Consider the following 19,824-nt stretch of genomic DNA (forward strand, 5'->3'; position numbering starts at 1 on the left):
TCGTTTTTGACGCACCGCTGGGACAGTGAGATGCAAGGCTATCGCGGCGGCATGCGGATCGCACCGTCGAGTCGGACGTCTTCGCCATTGAAATAGCCGCACGTAATCATGGTTTCTGCCAGTTGGGCGAACTCTTCCGCCGCGCCCAGACGCTTCGGATAAGGAACCGACGCAGCTAGCGCGGCCTTTACCGCCTCAGGCGCGCGCCCAAGTAACGGCGTGTCGAAAATGCCGGGCAAAATCGTGTTGATCCTGATATTTTCGCCGGAAAGATCCCGGGCGATCGGTAGCGTCATGCCGACAATGCCGGCCTTGGACGCGCTGTAACCGGCCTGGCCCATCTGTCCCTCTTCCGCCGCAACGGAGGCGGTATTGACGATCGCCCCCCGATCGCCATCCTCCAGCAGAGGAAGCGTCAGCATTCCCGCCGCGCTTTTGACGATGCATCGAAAAGTCGCGATCAGGTTCAGCTGGATGGAATTTTCAAATCTTTCCAGCGGATACATCCTTATCTCGCCGGTTTCCTTGTCGCGGGAAACGGTCTTCGCGCCGATGCCGCCGCCAGCGCAGTTCACCAGGATGCGTTCTTGGCCGAGCGCCTGTCGTGCCTTCGCAAATCCGGCGTCCACATCCGGATCGGACGTGACGTTCACCTTGCAGAATATGCCGCCGATTTCCGTTGCCAAAGCCTCCCCGGCCTCTTCATTAAGATCGAAGATCGCGACCCTGACGCCATGACCGGCCAATCGCCGCGCACAGGCCGCGCCCAGCCCGCCCGCGCCGCCGGTCACGACCGCCGAGATGTCTTTATCGAGTTTCATTCATTTCACTCCGAGCATTCGGAAAACAGTTTCAATCCTGTGCCTTGGGCATGGTGCGGCCGAACGAGGCGCCACCCGCAGCCGCGACCGCCTTACGCTCGCGCCATATCTGCATATATTCGTCGCTGACATGCGAAAGCTGATGCGTGTCGAAATGCGCGTTCAACGCCTGCCGAAAACCGGACATGTCCCGCGTGCGGTTGAGCGACCGCTTGATGAGTTCCAAGCCGAAAGGCGGCGCCTGCGCAATGTGGTTGGCCAGCGCCAGCGTTTCTTCCTCCAGCTTTTCGCGCGGAACGACCTTGTTGATCATGCCGAGTTCAAGCCCTTCCTGCGCAGTCAGGCGATTGCCGGTGAAGAGAAATTCCTTTGCCTTGCGCAAGCCAAGGACATAGGGGTGGATAAGCACTTCGACGGCAGCCGCGCCCAGCGTGTGCCCGACCGGATCGGAGAAGAAGGCGTCGTCGGAAGCAACCATGAGGTCGCACATGTTCGACACCATGAATCCCGCGGCGATGCACGCGCCCTGAACTTGCGCGATCGTCGGTTTGGGCAAGTCCATGATGCGCAGGCAATATTCGTAATAATGTTCGATTTCGAAATGATAGCGCGATTCCACAGTAGGATCGGGCCGTTCCTCCTGCGACTTTTTAAGGTCATGTCCGGCGGAGAAATGCTTGCCCTTCGCAGCGAAGATGACGACCCGAACAGATGGATCTTGCGCCACGCGCTGCACGGCGTGGTCCAACTCTTCCAGTAGCTGCCGGCTTTCGGCGTTGCCCGCTTCGGGACGATTGTGCCACAGCCGGACGACGGGGCCGAGCTGCTCGTAAATTATGTCCTGATATTCCATTATCTTCTCCTGGGAGCGCTCGGCGCTCGATATGGGTTCCGATGAACTTGTCAGCGATTATCAGGCAGCCTCCAGCCCCAGCATCTGGCCCAACCGAAGCATAGATGGGCGGAATCTTTCCACACCGGGAGCAGCCCATCTTACCAGAGTGGCAGGCCCCTCCCCAAATGCAGAGTCGATCTGCGTTTGCATCACCGAGATGCGGGCAAGACCCAGGATCGAGAAATAGCGAAGTTCATCGTCCGTCGGGCGAATGCCGCCAGCCTTGACATAGGCGTCCAGAAAGATTTCCCACGAACCGACCGCTTCGATTGACAGTCTCGGCCAGCAGATATCTTCAGCGGGATGGCCGATCTTGACAAATTCCCAGTCGAGTATGGCGTTGACGCGGCCATCCTCAACCAGAAGATTGTGGGGACCATAATCGCCATGTACGACAGCTTCCCTGGGTCCGACGAGATGAAGATTGTCCCTCAGCCACTGGAAGGCATAGGTATGAACGGGTGAATCTACTCCCGTCTTGCCCAGATCTACCGCGCTGCTTTCAATCATGGACAGGATCTTGCTCCGCGTGTCCACCGTCGAGCAGCCAAACTCCGTCGCGCTCGGCGGCACCCCATGCAGTCGCGCAAGGTGCACCGCCATTTCCCGGCACAGGCCATCATCCTGTATGATGCTGGAAATTGGTGAGCCGAACGCATTACCAGCCACTTGCTCCATCACCATCATGGCGCCGCCGGCCTTCTCCAATCGACCGGCCCAGATCGGCCTCGGCACCGCAACGCCTGCGTCGTGTAGCATCTTGATAACGGGATATTCATCGAGAACGGACGTCTCAGCGATGCCTGCACCAACGTCGCAGCGGACCACCACCTGCCGGCTTTGGTGTCCGACCTCCATGGTGGAGAAGACGGTGACCTTGGAATAGCCGCCGGGGCTGAGCTTGTTCGCCTTGATAACTACGGGTTTGCCGCAGTGGGCCGTCAGCACTTCGCCCAAGCGCTGGAAGTCGATCGGTAGGTCCAGAACGGCCTCTGCGGCCGGCTTGGTTCCAGAGGCGAGCAGCGCTCGATATCGACGCTCCAGCTTCACGATGAAGGAAAAATGGCTTTGTGCCGCTTGAAGCGCACAGTCGCCCGCGGCAGGCGCGCCCGATTGCGGCCGGTCAACACAGGCGGGAACAGCTTCGACGAAAGACTGATCAATGCAACCATCAAGAGAAGGGTCCAGCAAGGCCGCGCGGGCTGCACTTTCTTCCGCGTCACTGTCATGTTTCGCCTGGTCGCGTGCGATTATGTCGGTGAGCACCCGGTAGGCGCATTGGCGCGGATCCCTGATATCGAAAGGTTCGACATTCGCGTCAGCCAGCACGTCCTTTATGGCCAGCAAGCGATTAAGATCGTAGGAATCCAACTGATATGCTCCTCGGTTCAGCGTGTCGCGGCGCGTTCGTGCCTGGGATGGATGCCGTTCTGGATCAAGCCGTTGACTAGATCCGTCGGCTCCTCCGCACCCACGTGGCAGTTTTCCGTGATCTCGAAGTCGCCCACCCCCTCGCGCCCTTGATGGGAAACGCGACAGAGGGATTCAAATAGATAGCGGCCATGCCGGGAAACATACATGCCCTTGGTGATCGGTTCGGCGGTGAACTCCAGCACCTCTCCGTCCTCCAGCTTGATACGGCCGGCGCCACCCCGATGCGTCGACCCGTCCGGTTCCATATAGACCAGGATGTCGACGTCGGTGGAGTAATGGACCACCCCGTCGCGGATGACATAGCCCAGCCGCCTGATCGGTTCGCCACGCGAATGCATGGTCAGCAGGCACATGCTGAGGTCCGGGCCGAAGACGGCATTGAACCAGCGGTGGACCTTCCCCTTGGTCCAGTCGCGAACGCCCCAGCTGTGATCCCGCAGCCCGACGCCGTCAATCACATGCTTTTCGCCCCGGAGCGTCAGTTCGCCGGTGACGCGGCACGCCGCCTCCGAATGCGGATAGGCAAGGTTGCCCTCCTGCGACCGCCAGAGGGACACAGGCGAATGGAAACTCTCCGTCCTGAAGGTGAACGAGATATCCTCTTCGTCATAGCGCCAGACGGTTTCAGCGCCATCGAATTCATAGGAACCGACCCCGCCGGCTGACTGGCCGGACGGCCCCCAGTCCTGCTCTTCTTTCGGATAATCGCGGTCGGAAGTGTAAATCCAATTCGGCGTATAGGCATGCGCCCAGACGGTCATTTCACCCCCGTTCAGATTGGGCGAATGCCCGATCCTCAGCAAACCGCCGCAATCGTTTTTCAGGTCCCCCCACAGCAACAGGAAGCTCTCCTGCCAGTGGCTGTCCGGAGCCGCCGCATGCGTCCCCTCGTCCAAAGCCGGAAAAGTAGGCACACGGGTGCCGTCTGTGTGAAAAAGCATTTCGTCTCTCCTCAAGGCCGCACATTGAATGCTGCGCCACGCCTCGCTGGCGCGCCTTGACCATGATAGTTACCCGAGACCAAAATCGCTGCCTTGGCTGCAACGTCCCTTCCAACGGTCCGAAATGGTCAGGCGGGTTTTTGGCATCTCAAAAATTCTCTCCAGCCGGCACGGGGTTCTTCGCAGCGACGATGCGACACGTCGCAACGCAACCCATAGCAGCGTCTATACCGATTTAGACCCAAGCAGCTGCACCAATCAAACCTGACGGCAATCAATTCCGTATGGAATACTCGGGAGCGAGGCATCAGCTAGTCCTTCTCCGGATAGGCACATCGTGCCATTGGAAAGACATGAAATCGTCCGGTCGGGCATGCCCAACTGATGGTTTTTGGCGCGACGCATCGCTTGGCCGCCTCAATCTCGCAGCCGGCAGAACCGCTCCAACAATGTCTCGAAGAGTTCTTGTATGGTGAATGTCGAAATTCCTGATTTTGTGGGTCACGAAAGGTTCGAAGAGGACGAGGTGTCACTGCCGCTCTGCCGACGGCTGGCGGCCCTGCTTGATCTCGAGCCTTCCGGCCTGCGGGCGGGCGACGATCTGCCGCTGCCCTGGACCGCCATTCTGTTCCCCACGCTGGCGTTGCAGAGCGAGATCGGTCCCGACGGTCATCCACGCAAGGGTGACTTCATCCCGGATATCGCCTTGCCCAAACGCATGTTCGCTGGGCGTACCATTACGCAGGTCCGTCCTCTCAAGATCGGCGGCAGCGTCAGGCGACGGTCGACCATCGCCGATGTCCAGCCCAAGCAGGGCCGCAGCGGTCCACTGGTATTTCTCACAATATTGCATGAGATCTCGGGAACCGATGGCCTCGCCTATACCGAGCGCCAGGAGGTCGTCTATCGAAGCGAAGGGTCCGCCACCAGGCCGGCCGCGCCAGAAGCGCTTCCATCGCCCGAATGGGAGGCTATCTTCCGTCCCGGCCCGGTCGATCTCTTCCGCTATTCGGCCCTTACTTATAACGGTCATCGCATCCATTATGATCAACCCTATGCGACAGGCGCGGAAGGTTATCCCGGCCTGGTCGTGAACGGTGGACTGACTACGCTCAAATTGCTTGAGTTTGCGCGCACGCATCTTTGCGAACCCCTTGTCGAATATCAGGTTCGAGCCGTCAGCGCGCTGTTCGACGGTCAGGAAATAGCGCTGCGCGGCGCGCGGACGGAAGATGGCGCCCTCTTCTGGGCCACACGCGCCGAGGCGGAAAACAGCCCCGCGATGAAGATCAAGATAAGGACATGCGAATGAATGGGGGAGTTTTACAGGGCATCAAGGTCGTCGACCTCACCAGCGTGGTCGTGGGGCCAGTGGCGACCATGTTCCTGGCCGATTACGGTGCGGACGTCATTAAGGTCGAAGCACCGGCGGGAGATCTGCTGCGTAAATTGGGCGGAGCCTCCCGCAGCGGTCAGTTGTCGCCCAAATTCCTGCATTTCAACCGAAACAAGCGTTCCATCGCGATCGACCTCAAGTCGGCCGAAGGCATGGCGGCCCTGCGTAAGCTGATCGCATCGGCGGACATATGTGTCAGCAACATGCGCGGCGCCGCGATGAAGCGGCTGGGGCTTGACGTCGACAGCCTCTTCGCGATGAATCCCCGGCTGATTTATTGCAGCCTCGTCGGGTTCGGCCAGAAAGGCCGTTATGCCGCCAAGCCCGCCTATGACGGGATCATACAGGGCGTTGGTGGCTTGACGGGCATCTTCGAGGCGGCCGATGGCAAACCCCGTTTCGTGCCCATGACGATGGCGGACCATGTCGTCGGTCTGATCGCCGCCAAAATGATGCTGCTGCAGATAATACAGCGCGAAAAGACCGGTCAGGGGGGCGCGATCGAAGTTCCCATGTTCGAGAATATGGCGGCTTTTGTCATGTCGGAACATATGGGGCAACTGACCTTCGACCCTCCGCGTGGCCCTCCCGGCGATCAACGCGTTCTCGATCCAGGGGCAAGGCCGATCGCGACCAGTGATGGACATATCTGTATATCGGCCAATACGGATGCGCAGGCCTTCGCCTTTTTCCGCGCCATCGGGCGGCCTGAACTCTGCGAAGATCCCAGATTTTGCAGCGTGAAGGCTCGTTATGATAATGTTAGCGAATATTTCGCGTTGCGGGAAGATGCGCTCAGGACGCGGACAACGGCCGAATGGTTGGAAATATTTGACTGCGCGGATGTTCCCGCCGGTCAGAGCCACACCCTTGAGACGCTGTTGACCGACGAGCATCTTCAGGACGTCGGCCTGTTCCGCGTCACGAACCACCCCGCTGAAGGAGATATTCTGAACATCCGGCTGCCGAACGACGCGGACGATCTTGCGCGGCCCGGCTACAGCCCGCCCCCTCTACAGGGACAGCATAGCGGAGATATCCTGGCCGAGCTGGGCTATTCGGACGAGGAGATAGAAAGGCTGCGCCTTGCCAATGTCATCGTCGCGCCAGGCCGTCCACAGGACGAAGAAAAGAGGATGCCCGCGTGACCTCGGTCGATCCGGCAGCTTCGCATCGCCCCGACTTGTTCCCGGGACGCGCAGGCGGCCGAGCGCCACTGTGGCGCTCTCTCCTTTACGTCCCTGCAAATGTGCAGAAGTTCGTCGATCGGGCCTCTCGGTCCGAAGCGGATGCGATCCAACTCGACCTTGAGGATGGCGTTGCACCTCCCGACAAGGCGGATGCACGTCGCGGAATTGCTGTGGCTGCGCGCAGGATCGCGGCGAGCGGCATCGACGTGATTGTTCGAATCAACCGTCCCCTTGCACTTGCGGTGCGGGACATAGAGGCCAGCGTCGGTCCCGATGTGATGGCTCTCTCCCTGCCCAAGGTGGAAAGCGCCGACCATGTCAGACTGCTCAGCGAGGTGGTGGGTGAAGCTGAGTTGCGGGCAGGAATGAATCCGGGAGGCACTCGCTTCATCCTGGGCATCGAATCGCCCTCGGCCTGGTTTCAGATGCAGGCGATCGCAGCCGCCGACACCCGGAACGTTGCGATGCTGCTTGGCACGGAAGATTTCGCCACCGCGGTAGGCATGGCGGTGAGCGCTGAAAATTTCGCCGGCCCGAAGCAGATGATGGTGCTGGCGGCTACGGCGGCGGGCATCGCTCCTCTTGGCATCGTGGGCAGTTTCGCCAATTTCCGGGACACCGATAATTTTCGCGCGATGGTGCTAAAAAGCCGCCAGCTTGGCTTCAGGGGATCGAGTTGCATCCATCCTGACCAGATACCCATTCTCAATGCTGGATTCTCTCCGCCTGAAGAAGAAGTCGAAAACGCCCGGAAGATCGTGGAGAAATTCAGTGCCGCACAGAAAGGCGCTGTGGGGCTCGATGGCAATATGATTGACTTGCCCGTATTGGAGCGAGCCCGGGCGTTGCTATATGAGCATCAGCGCATAATGGAGCGTGCGACACGCGTCGGCAATTGACCAGCCCTCGGCTCTGCTCCAAAGGAAGGAGAAGGAGCGGAACTCGGCAATGGATGCGATAAAATCTGCAAAGCGGACGCTTGAACTGTTTGAGCTGTTCGCGGACATCCGTCGCCCGGCACGCGTTGTTGAAATTCAAAACCGGTTGGACCTTCCACAATCTAGTACCTCCAAGCTGCTGCGCATGTTCGTGAAGATGGGTTATCTTCAATATGATCCAGCACACCGAACCTTCTATCCCACACTTCGCGTAACCCTGCTCGGCGGATGGCTGCACGACCAGTGGTTCGGGCATGATAGTTTGCTGATGACCATGGAATCGCTACGTGAGAAGCTCGGAACAAGCGTTCTACTGGGCATTCAGAACGACAAGCATGTGCTATACATGCTCGCGCTGCAGGCTCTGGTCCAGCCGCGACCGCCACTCGCCACGGGTACGCTGCGTCCTATCTGCCGGGCTGCAGCTGGCAAGGCGCTGCTGATGCACAAAGCTGAGGGCGATATTGGCCGGCTGGTCAGACGCATAAATGCAGAGGAGCCGGACAGCACCCTGCATGTCGATCTGAAAGATCTTCTCGCGGATCTCGCGGAATGTCGTGCGCGAGGCTATGCTTTGAGCGAAGGCGCTATCGTCGCGAGCAGCGGCGTCGTGGCCATGCCGCTGCCCAGATTACCGGGCCAGCCCGCCATGGCGCTGGGCGTGGGCGCTCCGCTGGACTGGTTGCGTGAGAATGTTGGGGAAGTGGTAGAGACATTGAGGAGCCAGATTTCGGCCATGGGCGAGAAATCCGGCGAATGAAGCTGAAAGAAAAATGGAAGTCCGGATGGTGCCTCAGCCATCCGAACTTCCATTTTGCAGGCGGCCCCATCAGTCGAGCTTGAAAACCTTCATGGCCGTGCCGCCCAGGATCATGCGGGCTTGCTCGGGTGTGGTTACATCCAGCACCGCCTTGATCGAATCCCAGCACCAGCCAAAGCCGCCTTCCGCATGCGGATAATCCTGGCTCCACATGACGCGGTCTGCGCCGACGATGTCGAGCAGACGCATGCCGGCGGGATCGTGCATGAAGACCGCATAGCAGTTATTTTCCCAATAATAGCGCGGATGCTGCTTCAGCTTGGGATTAAGTGCCTGCTGATAGCATTCGTACAGCATCGATGCCGTCTGGAGAGCGCCGGGCACCCAGTTGATTTCAGCCTCCACAAAGGCGACCTGAAGCTTGGGAAAGCGATCCAGGATGCCGCCGAAGATCAGTTCGCCCAAATTCTTCCTGAAGCCGGCGAACTGCGTCATCACGGTGACGCCCTCGCCGCCTGGACCGTCGGCATGCGCCTCGCCCACATGGAAACAGATCGGTATGTCCGCATCTTCTATCGCGGACCAGAGGGCATCGACCTCGGGCATGCAATAGTTCATCGGCTTGCCGTCCGGTCCCTTGGGATTAATCGGCAGCTGGATCGTCTTCAATCCCAGATCCTTCGCCTCGAACACGGCGTCGCGGATCTTTTCGAGATTGCCGACATTGACCTGCCCCACGCCAAAGAAGCGGCCGGGCGCCAGCTGGTTCATCTCCTTCAGATGCTGATTGTAGATACGGAAAACCCAGTCACGCACTTCAAGGTCGGGAACGTGGTGAAAGAGGTTGATGCCATTGCCGAAAGCGATTTCCTTCTGGACCCCTTCGACATCGAAATCCCGCATCCGCGGTTCGATCGACACGCAGCCCGGCACCTTCTCGAATGTCGCGACCAGGCGCGCGGCGGCGGGCGGCATCATGACCTTGCCGTTCATGATCCACTGATATTCGCCGTCCTCGGTCTTGACGATCCGGGGCGCCTTTTCCTTCAGATGGGCCGGGAAATTCTCGTAGAAAATGTCGTCAACGACAGACCAGTGATTGTCGGCTGACACCACGATTGTCCCTTCCGGCAGCTCCATCTGGCCCTCGGGCCTAGGCTGCGGAGCGCGACCGTAGGGCAGAGGATGCCCCCGCACCAGACTGTCATAGGCCTCCGCGGTTTCATTGAAGCGATAATTGTCGAGCATCGAACCTCTCCTCGTCGGATTATGAGAGGAGAATATTGCTGCCTGCGCGCAAACGCCCCCTCATTTTCGAGGGGAGAGCCGGATTTTCCTGCGCATGACGGTTATCCGTCGCCCTCCACTATGACGTTCTGCCGCACCAGATCGGTGTATCGATCTCCCACCAATGGCCTCAAAATCTCCTGATTATGTTCGCCTTTCCGAGGAGCCGGGCGCGCAAGAACGGCCGGAGTGCGGGACAGGCGCGCCACCTGTCCGTGCATGGGCAGCCAACCCATTTCCTCATCCGGCACCTCGATCAGGCTTTCGCGCTCTATGATATAGGAATCGCGCTCCAGATCCTCCGCATTCATAATGGGACCGATCGTCACCCCGGCACGATCGAACATCGACAGAACCACTTCCCTGTCGCGTTGGCCGATAAAATCGGAAATAATGGCATCCAGCTCTTCCACATGGCACAACCGGGCGGCATTGTCGGCAAAACGCGGATCACCGATCAGGTCTTCCCGCCCCATGCTGCGGAACAGTTTTTCAGTCATTCCGCTGGTCGATGCGGACAGGGCGACCCAGTGCCCATCTTTGGTACGATAGGCATTGCGGGGCGCGGTATTGCCACTTCGGCTTCCCGTCCGCGGCTTGAGCGACCGCGTGAGGCGATAATTGGCGATCTGCGGCTCCATTATGGAAAAAAGCGGGTCGAGCAGCGAAAGGTCTATGACCTGCCCCAGCCCGCCGCTTTCCTCGACAACGCGCAGCGCGATCATGGCCGCCGTTGCGCCATAGAGGCCGGCATAAGCGTCCGCCATGAACATGGGCGGCAATACCGGCGGCCGGTCAGCATAACCGTTCACATCGGCAAAGCCGGAATAACCCTCGACCAGAGTGCCGAAGCCTGGCTTGTGTCTATAGGCGCCATCCTGCCCCCAGCCCGAAATGCGAACGATGACAAGTCGCGGGTTGACCGCCAGCAGTCGCTCGGGCGCCAGACCCATTTTTTCCAGCGTGCCCGGCTTGAAACTTTCCACGAATATGGCGCTCGTCGCCGCCAGGGACAGGATCAGGTCGACCGCTTCGGGATCACGCAAATTGATCGCGACGCTCTTCTTGTTGCGTCCCCATGTCTTCCAGGCGGTCGAAACGCCCTCCACCTTCCACGCCCTTAAGGTGTCGCCCGCCGGGGGCTCGACCTTGACGACTTCCGCTCCATGATCGGCCAACATCTTGGTCAGCAAGTTGCCCGCGACCAGCCGGGACAGGTCGAGCACGCGAACGCCGTGAAGCGGCCCGGCGATATCCGGATCGAACATCTTCCTCGCGATGGGCGGCTGCGTTGCCCGATCCTGGTCCGCCCTCTCCGTCATCCTGCTCCCTCGGCGGCGCTCAACACCCGTTAGAGCCGTCGTCCATCTTCCGCTTTCCAATACTGCTCGCGGATTTCGCGTTTGTGAAGCTTTCCGGTGGCGTGCCTGGGCAGTTCCGGCATGAAATCGACGCGCTTGGGGGTCTTGACGTGCGAAAGGCGATCCCTGACCCACTGGATCAGTTCGGCCGCGAGCGCGGGCGTCGCGTCGGCCCAATTGGCCGGTTGAACCACTGCTACCACCTGCTCTCCAAACTCCTCATGCGGGGCACCGACTACCGCGACGTCGGCAACCTGAGGATGCTCGATCAGGACATTCTCGATTTCCTGCGGATAAATATTCACGCCGCCGGAAATGATCATGAAGCTCTTGCGGTCGGTCAGGTAAAGATATCCGTCCTCATCGACACGCCCGACATCGCCGATCGTGGTCCATCCCATGGCGTTGCGGGATTGCGCTGTTTTCTCCGGATCGCCATGATATTCGAAATCACGGCCGTTCTCGAAATAGATCAGGCCCTCGGAATTGACGGGCAAGGGCTCACCCTGATCGTCGCAAATCCTGATCCGGCCGACAACGCTGCGACCGACCGATCCGGGATGGGTCGCCCATTCGGCCGGCCCGATCGCGCAAAAGCCGTTCCCTTCCGTCCCGCCATAATATTCGTGGATGATCGGTCCCCACCATGCCAGCATCTGTTGCTTCACATGGACCGGACAGGGCGCGGCCGCATGGAAGGCGTTGGTCAGTGACGAAAGGTCAAAGCTTTTCCTGACCTCCTCCGGCAATTTGAGCATGCGGATGAAATGCGTCGGCACCCATTGCGATGTCGTAACCTTATAGCGTTCGATCGCCTCAAGCGCCTTTTCCGCGTCGAACCGCTCCATCAGGATGACCGTGCCGCCGAGTGTGTGAACAGCCATGGACCAGTTCATCGGCGCGGCGTGATAGAGGGGCGCGGGGCAAAGATACACGATATCCGCATTCCAGCCGTAAAGCTGCTTGCCCAGCACGGCCTGCGGATGAGGCGCAGCAATATCGGGATCCAGGATTCCCGCCCGCTTGACGCCCTTAGGCCTGCCGGTCGTACCCGACGAATATAGCATGGGGCGACCAGCGCTTTCATCCGCGATCGGCGAGGTGGGCATTTCGGCGCGCCCTGCTTCAAAGCTGGGATAGCCCTCGACCGCTTCGCCCACGATCTGGATACTGACCCCTGGCAGGCGAGATGTTATCGCCAGCGTCTCGGCCACCAGCGCCTTTGACGTAACCACGACCTTGGCTTCGCTGTCGCGAACGATATATTCCACCTCGTCCGGCGACAATTTCGACGACAGACAGGTGAACCGGAGACCGCTTCGCTGCGCTGCCCACAATATTTCGAAATAACGGGGATGGTTTTCCAGAAATATGGCGATCCCGTCTCCCGTACGCAGGCCGATCTTGCGCAGGAGATGCGCACCCTGGTTTGACCGGGCGTCGAGTTCGGCATATGTGACCGTCTCACCCGTTTCCAACATGATATAAGCGGGCTTTTCCGGAGTCGTCGCCGCATGCTGAGAGGGGTGCATCGTTTAGACCTCACTTCCAATATTGATTAAGCCGTGCGGACTGCAGCGTCATTGTCCCGCATGAACGGAGAAAAGATCGTTCTCGCCTTGCCGTGACACGCTTTACTCTCGCCCGCGCCGCATATGATTTATTCGTTTAGCGCCAGAACTACCTTGACGCACTCACCTGCATGTTGCGCCTGTACTGCATCGTTGATGTCCGAAAAGGGGAACAGCTGAACCAGCTTTTCGAGCGGCAGACGCCCCTCCCGCCAATATTGCACGAGTTGCGGAATGAACTCGTCAGGGTCGCTGTCGCCCTCTATGATGCCCCGCAGCGTAAGGCCGAACATCACCATCCGGCCAATGATGCCTGGCGGCTTCGTATTCGGCGGCGCGACCCCGACGAAGCCGAACACGCCTCTGGGCGCCAACGACATGAAACCGGCCTCCAGAACCTGTGGGCGTCCGGTCGTGTCCAGAACGAAGTCGATGCCGGCCGGAACAATGGCCCTGACAGCGTCCGTCAGATCCTCCTGCGCCATTGGGTCAATGGCATGGGTGGCGCCCAGTTTCAGAGCCAGTCGGCGCCGCTCTTCATTGATCTCGACCACGATGATCGGATGGCAGCCCTGTATCGCCGCTCCCATGACGGCCGACAGTCCCACAGCGCCGCCGCCAGCGATCAGCAGCGACGATCCTGCCGGACATGCCAGGGCGCGCAAGATGCTGCCGACACCGGTCTGCACGCCGCAGCCAAGCGGCGCCGCCAATTCAAACGGAATATCGTCCGGCAACACGACGACATTACGTTCATAGGCCAATGCGTGGGTCGCGAAAGAAGACTGGCCGAAGAAGTTCGACGAGATGCGCTCCCCGTCGCGGGAGATCGCCTTGGAGCCGTCCGCCCGCTGCCCGACATAATTCAAAGCCGGCATGGTGGCGCAATAGGCCGGCTCGCCCGCCTTGCAACGAGCGCAGCCACCGCATGAGCGGAAGGTCAGCGCGACGCGGTCCCCCTCCTTCACCTTGGTGACCGCATCGCCGACCCTGACAACGACTCCAGCGCCCTCATGCCCCAGCACGGCCGGCATGGTGATCGGCATCACGCCGTCGCGGGCGACAAGGTCCGTATGGCAAACCCCCGCCGCCATGATCCGCACGAGGATTTCATCGGCGCGAGGCTCGTCAAGCTCGACCGTTTCGACACTGAACTGCGCACCCGTCGATGGGGTCACGGCGGCGACGACCTTCAATGGCGCGCTCCCGCAAGAATTTCAAACGACTTGATCCGCATTGTCAGCCACCTCTCCGCAGCGCCCCGCTCTTACCGATATCAAAGGGCGCAAAAGCCGGTCGGCGCTTGAAAGTGCCTGAAGCCGGTCGTGCACGAATGTAGCAGGATTCACTGGTTGCTCAACCATAAACTTTGGTCGAGTTCGAAATACGCTGCGCCAGGTTCATTACGTCATCGAAACGATGCCAATGTCGGGAAGTTCAATCGGGTTTCGTCTCGGCCGCCAGGCTTCCCCGCAATGTATCGATGATATTTCGACCATCAGCGTCGAGGTCCATGGCTGGGTCGACCAGAAACTGTATCGAAAGGCCCAGTTGGATAGCACCAATCATCAAGGCCGCGGCATCGGCGACGATCGAAGCCTTGATGCTGCCATCCGACCGGCCCCGCTCGACCAGATTGCCCAATCTCTCCCGAACCCTTCCATGTGCGGCGGCGAAAATAGAGTGAAGATCCGAAGGGTCCGAAACTGACGCCGACAATAGCATGAAATGTGCACGGCGTTCCGGGTTGTGCGCCAGCTCGGCCAACCACACTTCAACATAGCGCAGCAGAGCTTCAAGGCCTGACACTCGCTTGCGTTCGACATGCCCGATCATATGATCGAGTTCTTCCTGAAGGTAGGCGATGACCGCCTCGGTCAATCCGCGCTTGGACCCGAACCGTTCCGTGACCAGGCTGGCGCTGTATCCGGATTTAGCCCCGATCGCCTGGAAAGTCGTCGCGCCGACGCCTTTCTCTGCGATCAGCAATACCGCCGCGCGGACCAGTTTCCGCCATGATTCCTGCCTGCGTACGGTTTGGGAGCGGCGGGTCGATGGTTTTGGGGATGTCTGCATGCAATACTCGTTGGATGGTCCTGGCGGCGCGGGCGGGCTGCTTGGCGACAAGTTTCTAATAGGTTTATGCCGCTTCCCGGTCATCCCCTCGCCCCGATCTTTGATAAGGTCGTCTGCTTGCTCGTCAACCACGAACCGCGCAAGCCAGCCACGACCGCGCCCGCTATGCTCTATGCCTCCCTTTGCTTCCAAATGATGATAGAATACGGACACCCGTCACATACGAGTTTGCAGAATGATTGAAAGTATCGAGGCCGCAGGCCTGCGCGAGTGCATCGCGAACATGGCGGCCGCTCATGCCGAAGCCGATATTGAGATTATCCTTGCTCGGGCGGGCTCACTTCTTGGCTTGCCTCTTCACGGCTATCATCGGGACGCTTCCCGCCCATCCTATAGCGCGGAAACATATCGGGTCCTGGCTGATCGGGGCTGGCCTGTCGAGGCGCTTGAACTCAGGTGGAAAGGAAGCGGGACGATCCTGTTGCGATTGCGCTCCGCCGGTTCCGTCATCATCATCGACACGGAAAGAACGGCGCGGGACAAAACGGCTACGCCACAGCATCGGGCTGTCAGCGCCATTCACGCGAAACATGGCATCAAGACTCTGCTGGGCGTTCCCGTGCCACGCCCGGCCGGTCGCACCGCCACCCTTTATTTCGGCGGACCGCGCGCGCCGTCGGATTTTGCCCGGATCCATGGGGAGATCTCTTCGAAGCTGCTGGCTCTGGGACATCTCGCACTTGAGGGCCTGGAGGGACCGATAAGCGAAACGTCGACGCTGGATCGGCAACTGCTCGAACTGACGACGCGCGAATGGGATTGCCTCCATCTCCTAGTGGAAGGATATCGCGACAAGGAGATTGCGGAAATGACCGGCACGAAAATGACGACCGTCCGCTACCACCTGGATAATGTCGTGCAAAAGCTGAACGCGCGCAGCCGCACGCATGCAGTCGCGATCGCATCCCAGCTGAACTGGTTGGAAGTGCCGTTCCGAAACGAGCCGGAAATGACCCAGGATGAGGTCGATCTTTAAGGGCGGCGTTGCGGCTGGTCCTCTTGTTCAGTGCTACCAGCCGATCAGCCGACGAAGGCGCGCTCGATGACATAGGCGCCGGGCGCAGCGTTGGAGCCTTCGGGGAAGCCCTGTTCCTCGAAATAGGCGCCGAACTGCTTGATCATCTCCATGCTGCCGCACATCATGATCCGGTCGGTCTCCGGATTGAACTTCTGGTCGCCCGGAATGCCTTCGAACAGCGCACCCGTCTCCATCAGCTTGTCGATCCGCACATTGTTGCGGAACGGTTCGCGCGTGACGGTCGGCACATAATGGAACTGCCCGGCCGCCTGTTCCGCCACCAGCGGGTCCTCGGCCAGCCTGCCTGTCAGTTCGTCATGGAAGGCGAGATCGCTGACGCGGCGCACCGAATGCACCACCACGACCTGCTCGTAAAATTCATAGACGTCCGGGTCGCGCGCCAGGCTGAGGAAGGGTGCAAGGCCCGTGCCGGTCGACAGCATGAACAGCCGCTTGCCCGGCAGCAGCGCGTCCGTGACCAGCGTGCCGGTCGGCTTGCGGCCGAGATAAATCTGGTCGCCGGGCTGGATCAGCTGGAGCCTGGAGGTCAGCGGGCCATCCTGCACCTTGATCGACAGGAACTCCAGTTCCTCGTCCCAGGCGGGGCTGGCGACCGAATAGGCGCGCAGCAGCGGCTTGCCATTGTCACCATGAAGCCCGATCATCACGAACTCGCCCGAGCGGAAGCGGAAGCTGGCCGGGCGGGTGATGCGGAAGCTGAACAGATGTTCGTTCCAGTGGCGAACCGACAGCACGTTTTCCACGGAAAGTGCGCCGGTCGGCTCCAGCACCGGCTTTTCGATCGTCACGTCGTTCAAGGCATCCCCTCCTGTCGCTGCCTGCATCATTGACCCACCCGGGCAAGCGATGCTCTCAATCACACACGGACTGCAGATAAACTCTCAACGCTGCACCAGCACGTCCTGGCTAAGAATGCGCGCAGGCTTGAAAGCGTCTCCATGGTCCTTCCCCAGCGCTTCCAGCCGCGCCCTTATTGATGGGAGTCCCTGACTATCCGCCCAGTAGAGTGGCCCCCCTTCGTAACGCGGCCAGCCCAGGCCCATCACCGCCACCACGTCGATGTCCGAAGCCGTTCGCGCCGCGCCTTCCTGCAGCACATGCGCCGCTTCATTCACGATAGCCAGGATCACGCGCTCCAGCAGATCAGGCGCAAACTCTTGTTCGGAACGCGCTTCGTCCCGTTCGTCACCCTCCACTTCCGGCCCGAGGGGGATCGAAAAGCCAAAGCCGCGCAACCCACACACAATCCGGGGCAAGGCATGGCCTTCGCTTAGAAGCTGCTCAATCTGCCGATCGCGCGCAAACGCAAGACGGTCGCATATCGAGGTCGCCCCGTGGCTCAACACGCACAGACGCCCTATGTCCTTCCCGAAGCGGAAAAGGGAACCGATGTCCTGGATAGAGGACCTGTCGGTTTGCACGATCTCGAACAATATAGACCGCCGGGGGTCTGTACCCAGGCAAATCTCCAGATACGCCGGGTCAGACCCGTTTCCGACGATGGCCCGGATCCGATCATGGTCCGCCATCAAAGATGGCATATTTTCAAAAGTCAGGCCGGCGTCGGCGATCTTCCCGGCGGATTCAATGACAATGCCCGCAGCCTCCCCTTCCCGCACCAGGGTTTCCGCAGAAGGACCGACCGCCGGGACGGCGACCTTGTCGATACCGCGGGTCGCGCCGGCTCCTGTTTCAGGCGGCTTGGCGGCTTGCCGCTCAGCAAAGAAAACATAGCGCAAGGCTGCGGACTGCGGGCTGGTCTTCAACTCCTCGAAGAGTATCGCCTCTGCAGCGACTCCTTCCGCGAAGGACAGATCAATGGTCTTTTCGACCGCGCTGATGATATTCTGCTTCGCCTTGTAGCCGTCGTGGCGCTGGCGCAACATCTCGATTAGCTTGCGGGCCTGCGTCTTCTGCTCGGGCGAGGAGGGCATCCGGTCTGTCCGGTCCCGGGTCTTGATGACCGACGCCTTTTCATGTGCGACCGTTCGCGCAAAGGCGACAGCCCCTTCGCCCAACGCACCGTCTTCGACCAGACGGTCGATCAATCCCATTTCCATCGCTGCCGCCGCCGCGATCGGTTCCCCTGCCAGCATCAGGTCCAGCGCGTTCGATATCCCCACCAGACGGGGCAACCGCTGCGTTCCTCCGGCGCCGGGCAACAGCCCCAGATTGACCTCAGGCAAACCGCACCGGGCCGAATGCGCGGCCACGCGATAATCGGCGGCCATCGCCAGTTCCAATCCACCGCCCAGCGCGGAACCATGAATGGCGGCGACCACCAGCTTGGTCATGCCTTCGAGGATCACCTGCAGGTCGCGCAGGGTCGGCTCGGCCATGGGCTTGCCGATCTCGCTTATATCGGCGCCGGCGAAAAAAGTGCGTCCGGCGCACATGATGACTACCGCCAGAACCGCTTCGTCATCCGATGCCCGCGCGAGCGCTTCCGCCAGCCCCTTTCGCACGATGGCGCCCAAGGCGTTGACCGGCGGAGAATCGACGACGATCATCGCAACCCCACGGTCGACATCATAGCTGGTCACGTCGTTCACCATCAGCATGCGCCCGGCTCTTTTATCCTGTTCCATCCCGTCGGCCTGTCAGCCGCGTGCCACATTGACGACCTGTGGAACCATATATTCCAGCAGTCCCTCCAGGCCGTTCTCCACGCCGAACCCGCTCTGCTTGTGCCCAGCGAAGGGAGCGTCGGCCCTGACCTGGAGATTCTGGTTGATCCAAACCGTGCCCGTTTCCAGCCGACGAGCAATCTCCAGCGCGATATTCTCGTCTCCCGACCAGACGGCGCCTGCCAGGCCGAACTCGCAGTCATTCGCGCGCGCGACGACCTCGTCGATGCTGTCAAACTTCAGCATGGGCAGGACCGGGCCGAAGGCCTCCTCGCGAACGACCCGGGACGTTTCCGGCGGGTTGTCTACGATGGTGACCGGAACGAAATAGCCTTCTCCGGCCGGGGCGCTGCCTTGGATAAGCTTCAACCCATTCGCGCGGGCATCGTTGATCAATGCCAGGACCCGTTCATATTGCCGCTTGTTCTGAACTGGCCCCAGAACCACGCCCTGTTCTGAACCGTCACCCATCCTTGTGGAGCCAGCGAGAGCGGCCAGACGATCCCGCAACGCGTCGTAGATGGAAGCATGGACATAGAGGCGCTTCGTCGCGATGCAAATCTGTGCGCTGTTGAAGAAGGCTCCGAAGAAAATCTTCTGCGCCACCTGATCCAGATCGACATCAGGCATCACAATCGCGGCGTCATTGCCGCCAAGCTCGAGCGTGACGCGCTTGAGATCGCGGGCAGCTGTCTCCATCACTTTTTTCCCGGTCTCGGTCGAGCCGGTGAAGGCGATCTTCGCAAATCCGGGATGCGCGGTCATTAGCGGTCCCAGATCATCATTCCCGCAAATAACGTTCAGCACGCCCGCAGGCAGGATTTCGCCGAACAACTCGCCCATCTTCAGCGTGCATAGCGGCGTGAAGGGTGACGGTTTGAGCACCATCGTGTTGCCAGCCAACAGAGCCGGCGCGATTTTCCAGACCGCCAGCGTCAGCGGGAAGTTCCACGGCGCGATAGCGCAGACGACACCCAACGGCACATAGCGTGTTTCGACGAACCGTTGAAGACTGTCTTCCAACACATGGACGGGCGGTTCCATCCTGGACACGGCCTTGATCCAGTTGCCTGCCGCCTCGACCTCGACCCGTGCTCCCGCGATAGGCCGCCCCTGCTCTTTTGTGAAGAGCCTCGCGAAATCCTCCGCATGGTCGAGCAGGGCATCGCCCAAGCGGCAAAGCATAGCCTGGCGTTCAGAAACGGGCACGTGCCGCCACCGGGCGTAGGCGGTCCGAGCGGCCGATACGGCCTCGTCAAGCTGCGCAGGCGTGCAGACCGGCGCTTGCGCGAACACTTCCCCCGTAGCGGGATTTATCACGCCCAGATCAAGGGTGCCCGCCACTGCCGCGCCGCCGATCGTCATGGAATATTCGCTGTCGAAACGCACGGCACTTTCCTCATTTGCTCACCGCCGACACACCATCGG

Annotated in this window: 17 protein-coding genes; 5 read left to right on the forward strand and 12 right to left on the reverse strand. The window is 60.2% G+C overall.

The window, feature by feature from the left end; all coding sequences use genetic code 11:
- Window positions 1–38 precede the first annotated feature (38 nt).
- Genes NUH86_RS06310 through NUH86_RS06325 form a run of 4 tightly spaced genes read right to left on the reverse strand, consistent with a single transcriptional unit; the run spans window position 39 to window position 4,091 of the window.
- On the reverse strand, window positions 39–821 hold the full coding sequence (locus NUH86_RS06310; protein WP_267251643.1) for an SDR family NAD(P)-dependent oxidoreductase: 783 nt from the start codon (window positions 819–821) through the stop codon (window positions 39–41).
- Between the two features lie 31 nt (window positions 822–852).
- Window positions 853–1,674 carry an enoyl-CoA hydratase gene (locus NUH86_RS06315; RefSeq protein ID WP_267251644.1) on the reverse strand — a complete coding sequence of 274 codons (822 nt, stop codon included), beginning with the start codon at window positions 1,672–1,674 and terminating at the stop codon, window positions 853–855.
- Window positions 1,675–1,734: 60 nt separating this feature from the next.
- Entirely contained in the window at window positions 1,735–3,087 is a 1,353-nt protein-coding gene (locus NUH86_RS06320; RefSeq protein WP_267251645.1) for a phosphotransferase family protein, read from the reverse strand.
- Window positions 3,088–3,104: 17 nt separating this feature from the next.
- Window positions 3,105–4,091 (reverse strand): hypothetical protein, encoded by a 987-nt coding sequence (locus NUH86_RS06325; RefSeq protein WP_267251646.1) that lies wholly within the window; start codon window positions 4,089–4,091, stop codon window positions 3,105–3,107.
- A 469-nt stretch (window positions 4,092–4,560) separates the two neighbouring features.
- On the opposite strand from NUH86_RS06325, the gene NUH86_RS06330 reads away from it, so the two are divergent.
- From NUH86_RS06330 to NUH86_RS06345, 4 genes are read left to right on the forward strand one after another with little or no spacing between them, the layout of a single operon-like run.
- Entirely contained in the window at window positions 4,561–5,403 is an 843-nt protein-coding gene (locus tag NUH86_RS06330; protein WP_267251647.1) for a protein dehydratase, read from the forward strand.
- On the forward strand, window positions 5,400–6,635 hold the full coding sequence (locus NUH86_RS06335) for a CaiB/BaiF CoA transferase family protein (RefSeq protein WP_267251648.1): 1,236 nt from the start codon (window positions 5,400–5,402) through the stop codon (window positions 6,633–6,635). Before NUH86_RS06330 ends, NUH86_RS06335 begins: the two co-directional genes overlap by 4 nt.
- A complete protein-coding gene (locus NUH86_RS06340) occupies window positions 6,632–7,576 on the forward strand; it encodes an HpcH/HpaI aldolase/citrate lyase family protein (RefSeq protein ID WP_267251649.1) in 945 nt (314 codons plus the stop codon). The genes NUH86_RS06335 and NUH86_RS06340 overlap by 4 nt, the downstream gene beginning before the upstream one ends.
- A 49-nt stretch (window positions 7,577–7,625) precedes the next feature.
- Window positions 7,626–8,375, forward strand: coding sequence for an IclR family transcriptional regulator (locus NUH86_RS06345; protein ID WP_267251650.1), 750 nt, complete (start codon window positions 7,626–7,628; stop codon window positions 8,373–8,375).
- 69 nt (window positions 8,376–8,444) lie between these two features.
- On the opposite strand, the gene NUH86_RS06350 is transcribed toward NUH86_RS06345, so the two are convergent.
- The 5 genes from NUH86_RS06350 to NUH86_RS06370 all read right to left on the reverse strand — a co-directional run bounded on the left by NUH86_RS06350 (window position 8,445) and on the right by NUH86_RS06370 (window position 14,754).
- A complete protein-coding gene (locus NUH86_RS06350; RefSeq protein ID WP_267251651.1) occupies window positions 8,445–9,623 on the reverse strand; it encodes an amidohydrolase family protein in 1,179 nt (392 codons plus the stop codon).
- Between the two features lie 101 nt (window positions 9,624–9,724).
- A complete protein-coding gene (locus tag NUH86_RS06355; RefSeq protein WP_267251652.1) occupies window positions 9,725–10,984 on the reverse strand; it encodes a CaiB/BaiF CoA transferase family protein in 1,260 nt (419 codons plus the stop codon).
- Between the two features lie 29 nt (window positions 10,985–11,013).
- The gene (locus NUH86_RS06360) at window positions 11,014–12,555 is read right to left on the reverse strand and encodes an acyl-CoA synthetase (RefSeq protein WP_267251653.1); all 1,542 of its coding nucleotides are present in this window, start codon (window positions 12,553–12,555) and stop codon (window positions 11,014–11,016) included.
- A gap of 128 nt (window positions 12,556–12,683) precedes the next feature.
- Entirely contained in the window at window positions 12,684–13,790 is a 1,107-nt protein-coding gene (locus NUH86_RS06365; RefSeq protein WP_267251654.1) for an NAD(P)-dependent alcohol dehydrogenase, read from the reverse strand.
- A 241-nt stretch (window positions 13,791–14,031) separates the two neighbouring features.
- Window positions 14,032–14,754, reverse strand: a complete 723-nt coding sequence (locus NUH86_RS06370) for a TetR/AcrR family transcriptional regulator (protein WP_323749015.1) — start codon at window positions 14,752–14,754, stop codon at window positions 14,032–14,034.
- A gap of 151 nt (window positions 14,755–14,905) precedes the next feature.
- Here NUH86_RS06370 and NUH86_RS06375 point away from each other — a divergent pair, with 151 nt between their 5' ends.
- The gene (locus NUH86_RS06375; protein WP_267251655.1) at window positions 14,906–15,706 is read left to right on the forward strand and encodes a helix-turn-helix transcriptional regulator; all 801 of its coding nucleotides are present in this window, start codon (window positions 14,906–14,908) and stop codon (window positions 15,704–15,706) included.
- Between the two features lie 44 nt (window positions 15,707–15,750).
- Here NUH86_RS06375 and NUH86_RS06380 read toward each other — a convergent pair whose 3' ends face one another.
- The 3 genes from NUH86_RS06380 to NUH86_RS06390 all read right to left on the reverse strand — a co-directional run bounded on the left by NUH86_RS06380 (window position 15,751) and on the right by NUH86_RS06390 (window position 19,785).
- Window positions 15,751–16,566, reverse strand: coding sequence for a ferredoxin--NADP reductase (locus tag NUH86_RS06380; protein WP_267251656.1), 816 nt, complete (start codon window positions 16,564–16,566; stop codon window positions 15,751–15,753).
- 84 nt (window positions 16,567–16,650) lie between these two features.
- The gene (locus tag NUH86_RS06385) at window positions 16,651–18,330 is read right to left on the reverse strand and encodes an enoyl-CoA hydratase-related protein (protein ID WP_267251657.1); all 1,680 of its coding nucleotides are present in this window, start codon (window positions 18,328–18,330) and stop codon (window positions 16,651–16,653) included.
- Between the two features lie 39 nt (window positions 18,331–18,369).
- On the reverse strand, window positions 18,370–19,785 hold the full coding sequence (locus NUH86_RS06390) for an aldehyde dehydrogenase family protein (RefSeq protein ID WP_267251658.1): 1,416 nt from the start codon (window positions 19,783–19,785) through the stop codon (window positions 18,370–18,372).
- Window positions 19,786–19,824 lie beyond the last annotated feature (39 nt).

Source organism: Sphingobium sp. JS3065, assembly GCF_026427355.1.
GTDB lineage: Bacteria > Pseudomonadota > Alphaproteobacteria > Sphingomonadales > Sphingomonadaceae > Sphingobium.

Excerpts from the sequence above, each read along its gene's own strand:
- NUH86_RS06310 (WP_267251643.1), bottom strand. The coding sequence starts at position 821 with ATGAAACTCGATAAAGACATCTCGGCGGTCGTGACCGGCGGCGCGGGC.
- NUH86_RS06315 (WP_267251644.1), bottom strand. The coding sequence starts at position 1,674 with ATGGAATATCAGGACATAATTTACGAGCAGCTCGGCCCCGTCGTCCGG.
- NUH86_RS06325 (WP_267251646.1), bottom strand. The coding sequence starts at position 4,091 with ATGCTTTTTCACACAGACGGCACCCGTGTGCCTACTTTTCCGGCTTTG.
- NUH86_RS06330 (WP_267251647.1), top strand. The coding sequence starts at position 4,561 with ATGGTGAATGTCGAAATTCCTGATTTTGTGGGTCACGAAAGGTTCGAA.
- NUH86_RS06335 (WP_267251648.1), top strand. The coding sequence starts at position 5,400 with ATGAATGGGGGAGTTTTACAGGGCATCAAGGTCGTCGACCTCACCAGC.
- NUH86_RS06345 (WP_267251650.1), top strand. The coding sequence starts at position 7,626 with ATGGATGCGATAAAATCTGCAAAGCGGACGCTTGAACTGTTTGAGCTG.
- NUH86_RS06350 (WP_267251651.1), bottom strand. The coding sequence starts at position 9,623 with ATGCTCGACAATTATCGCTTCAATGAAACCGCGGAGGCCTATGACAGT.
- NUH86_RS06355 (WP_267251652.1), bottom strand. The coding sequence starts at position 10,984 with ATGACGGAGAGGGCGGACCAGGATCGGGCAACGCAGCCGCCCATCGCG.
- NUH86_RS06360 (WP_267251653.1), bottom strand. The coding sequence starts at position 12,555 with ATGCACCCCTCTCAGCATGCGGCGACGACTCCGGAAAAGCCCGCTTAT.
- NUH86_RS06370 (WP_323749015.1), bottom strand. The coding sequence starts at position 14,754 with ATGACCGGGAAGCGGCATAAACCTATTAGAAACTTGTCGCCAAGCAGC.
- NUH86_RS06375 (WP_267251655.1), top strand. The coding sequence starts at position 14,906 with ATGATTGAAAGTATCGAGGCCGCAGGCCTGCGCGAGTGCATCGCGAAC.
- NUH86_RS06385 (WP_267251657.1), bottom strand. The coding sequence starts at position 18,330 with ATGCTGATGGTGAACGACGTGACCAGCTATGATGTCGACCGTGGGGTT.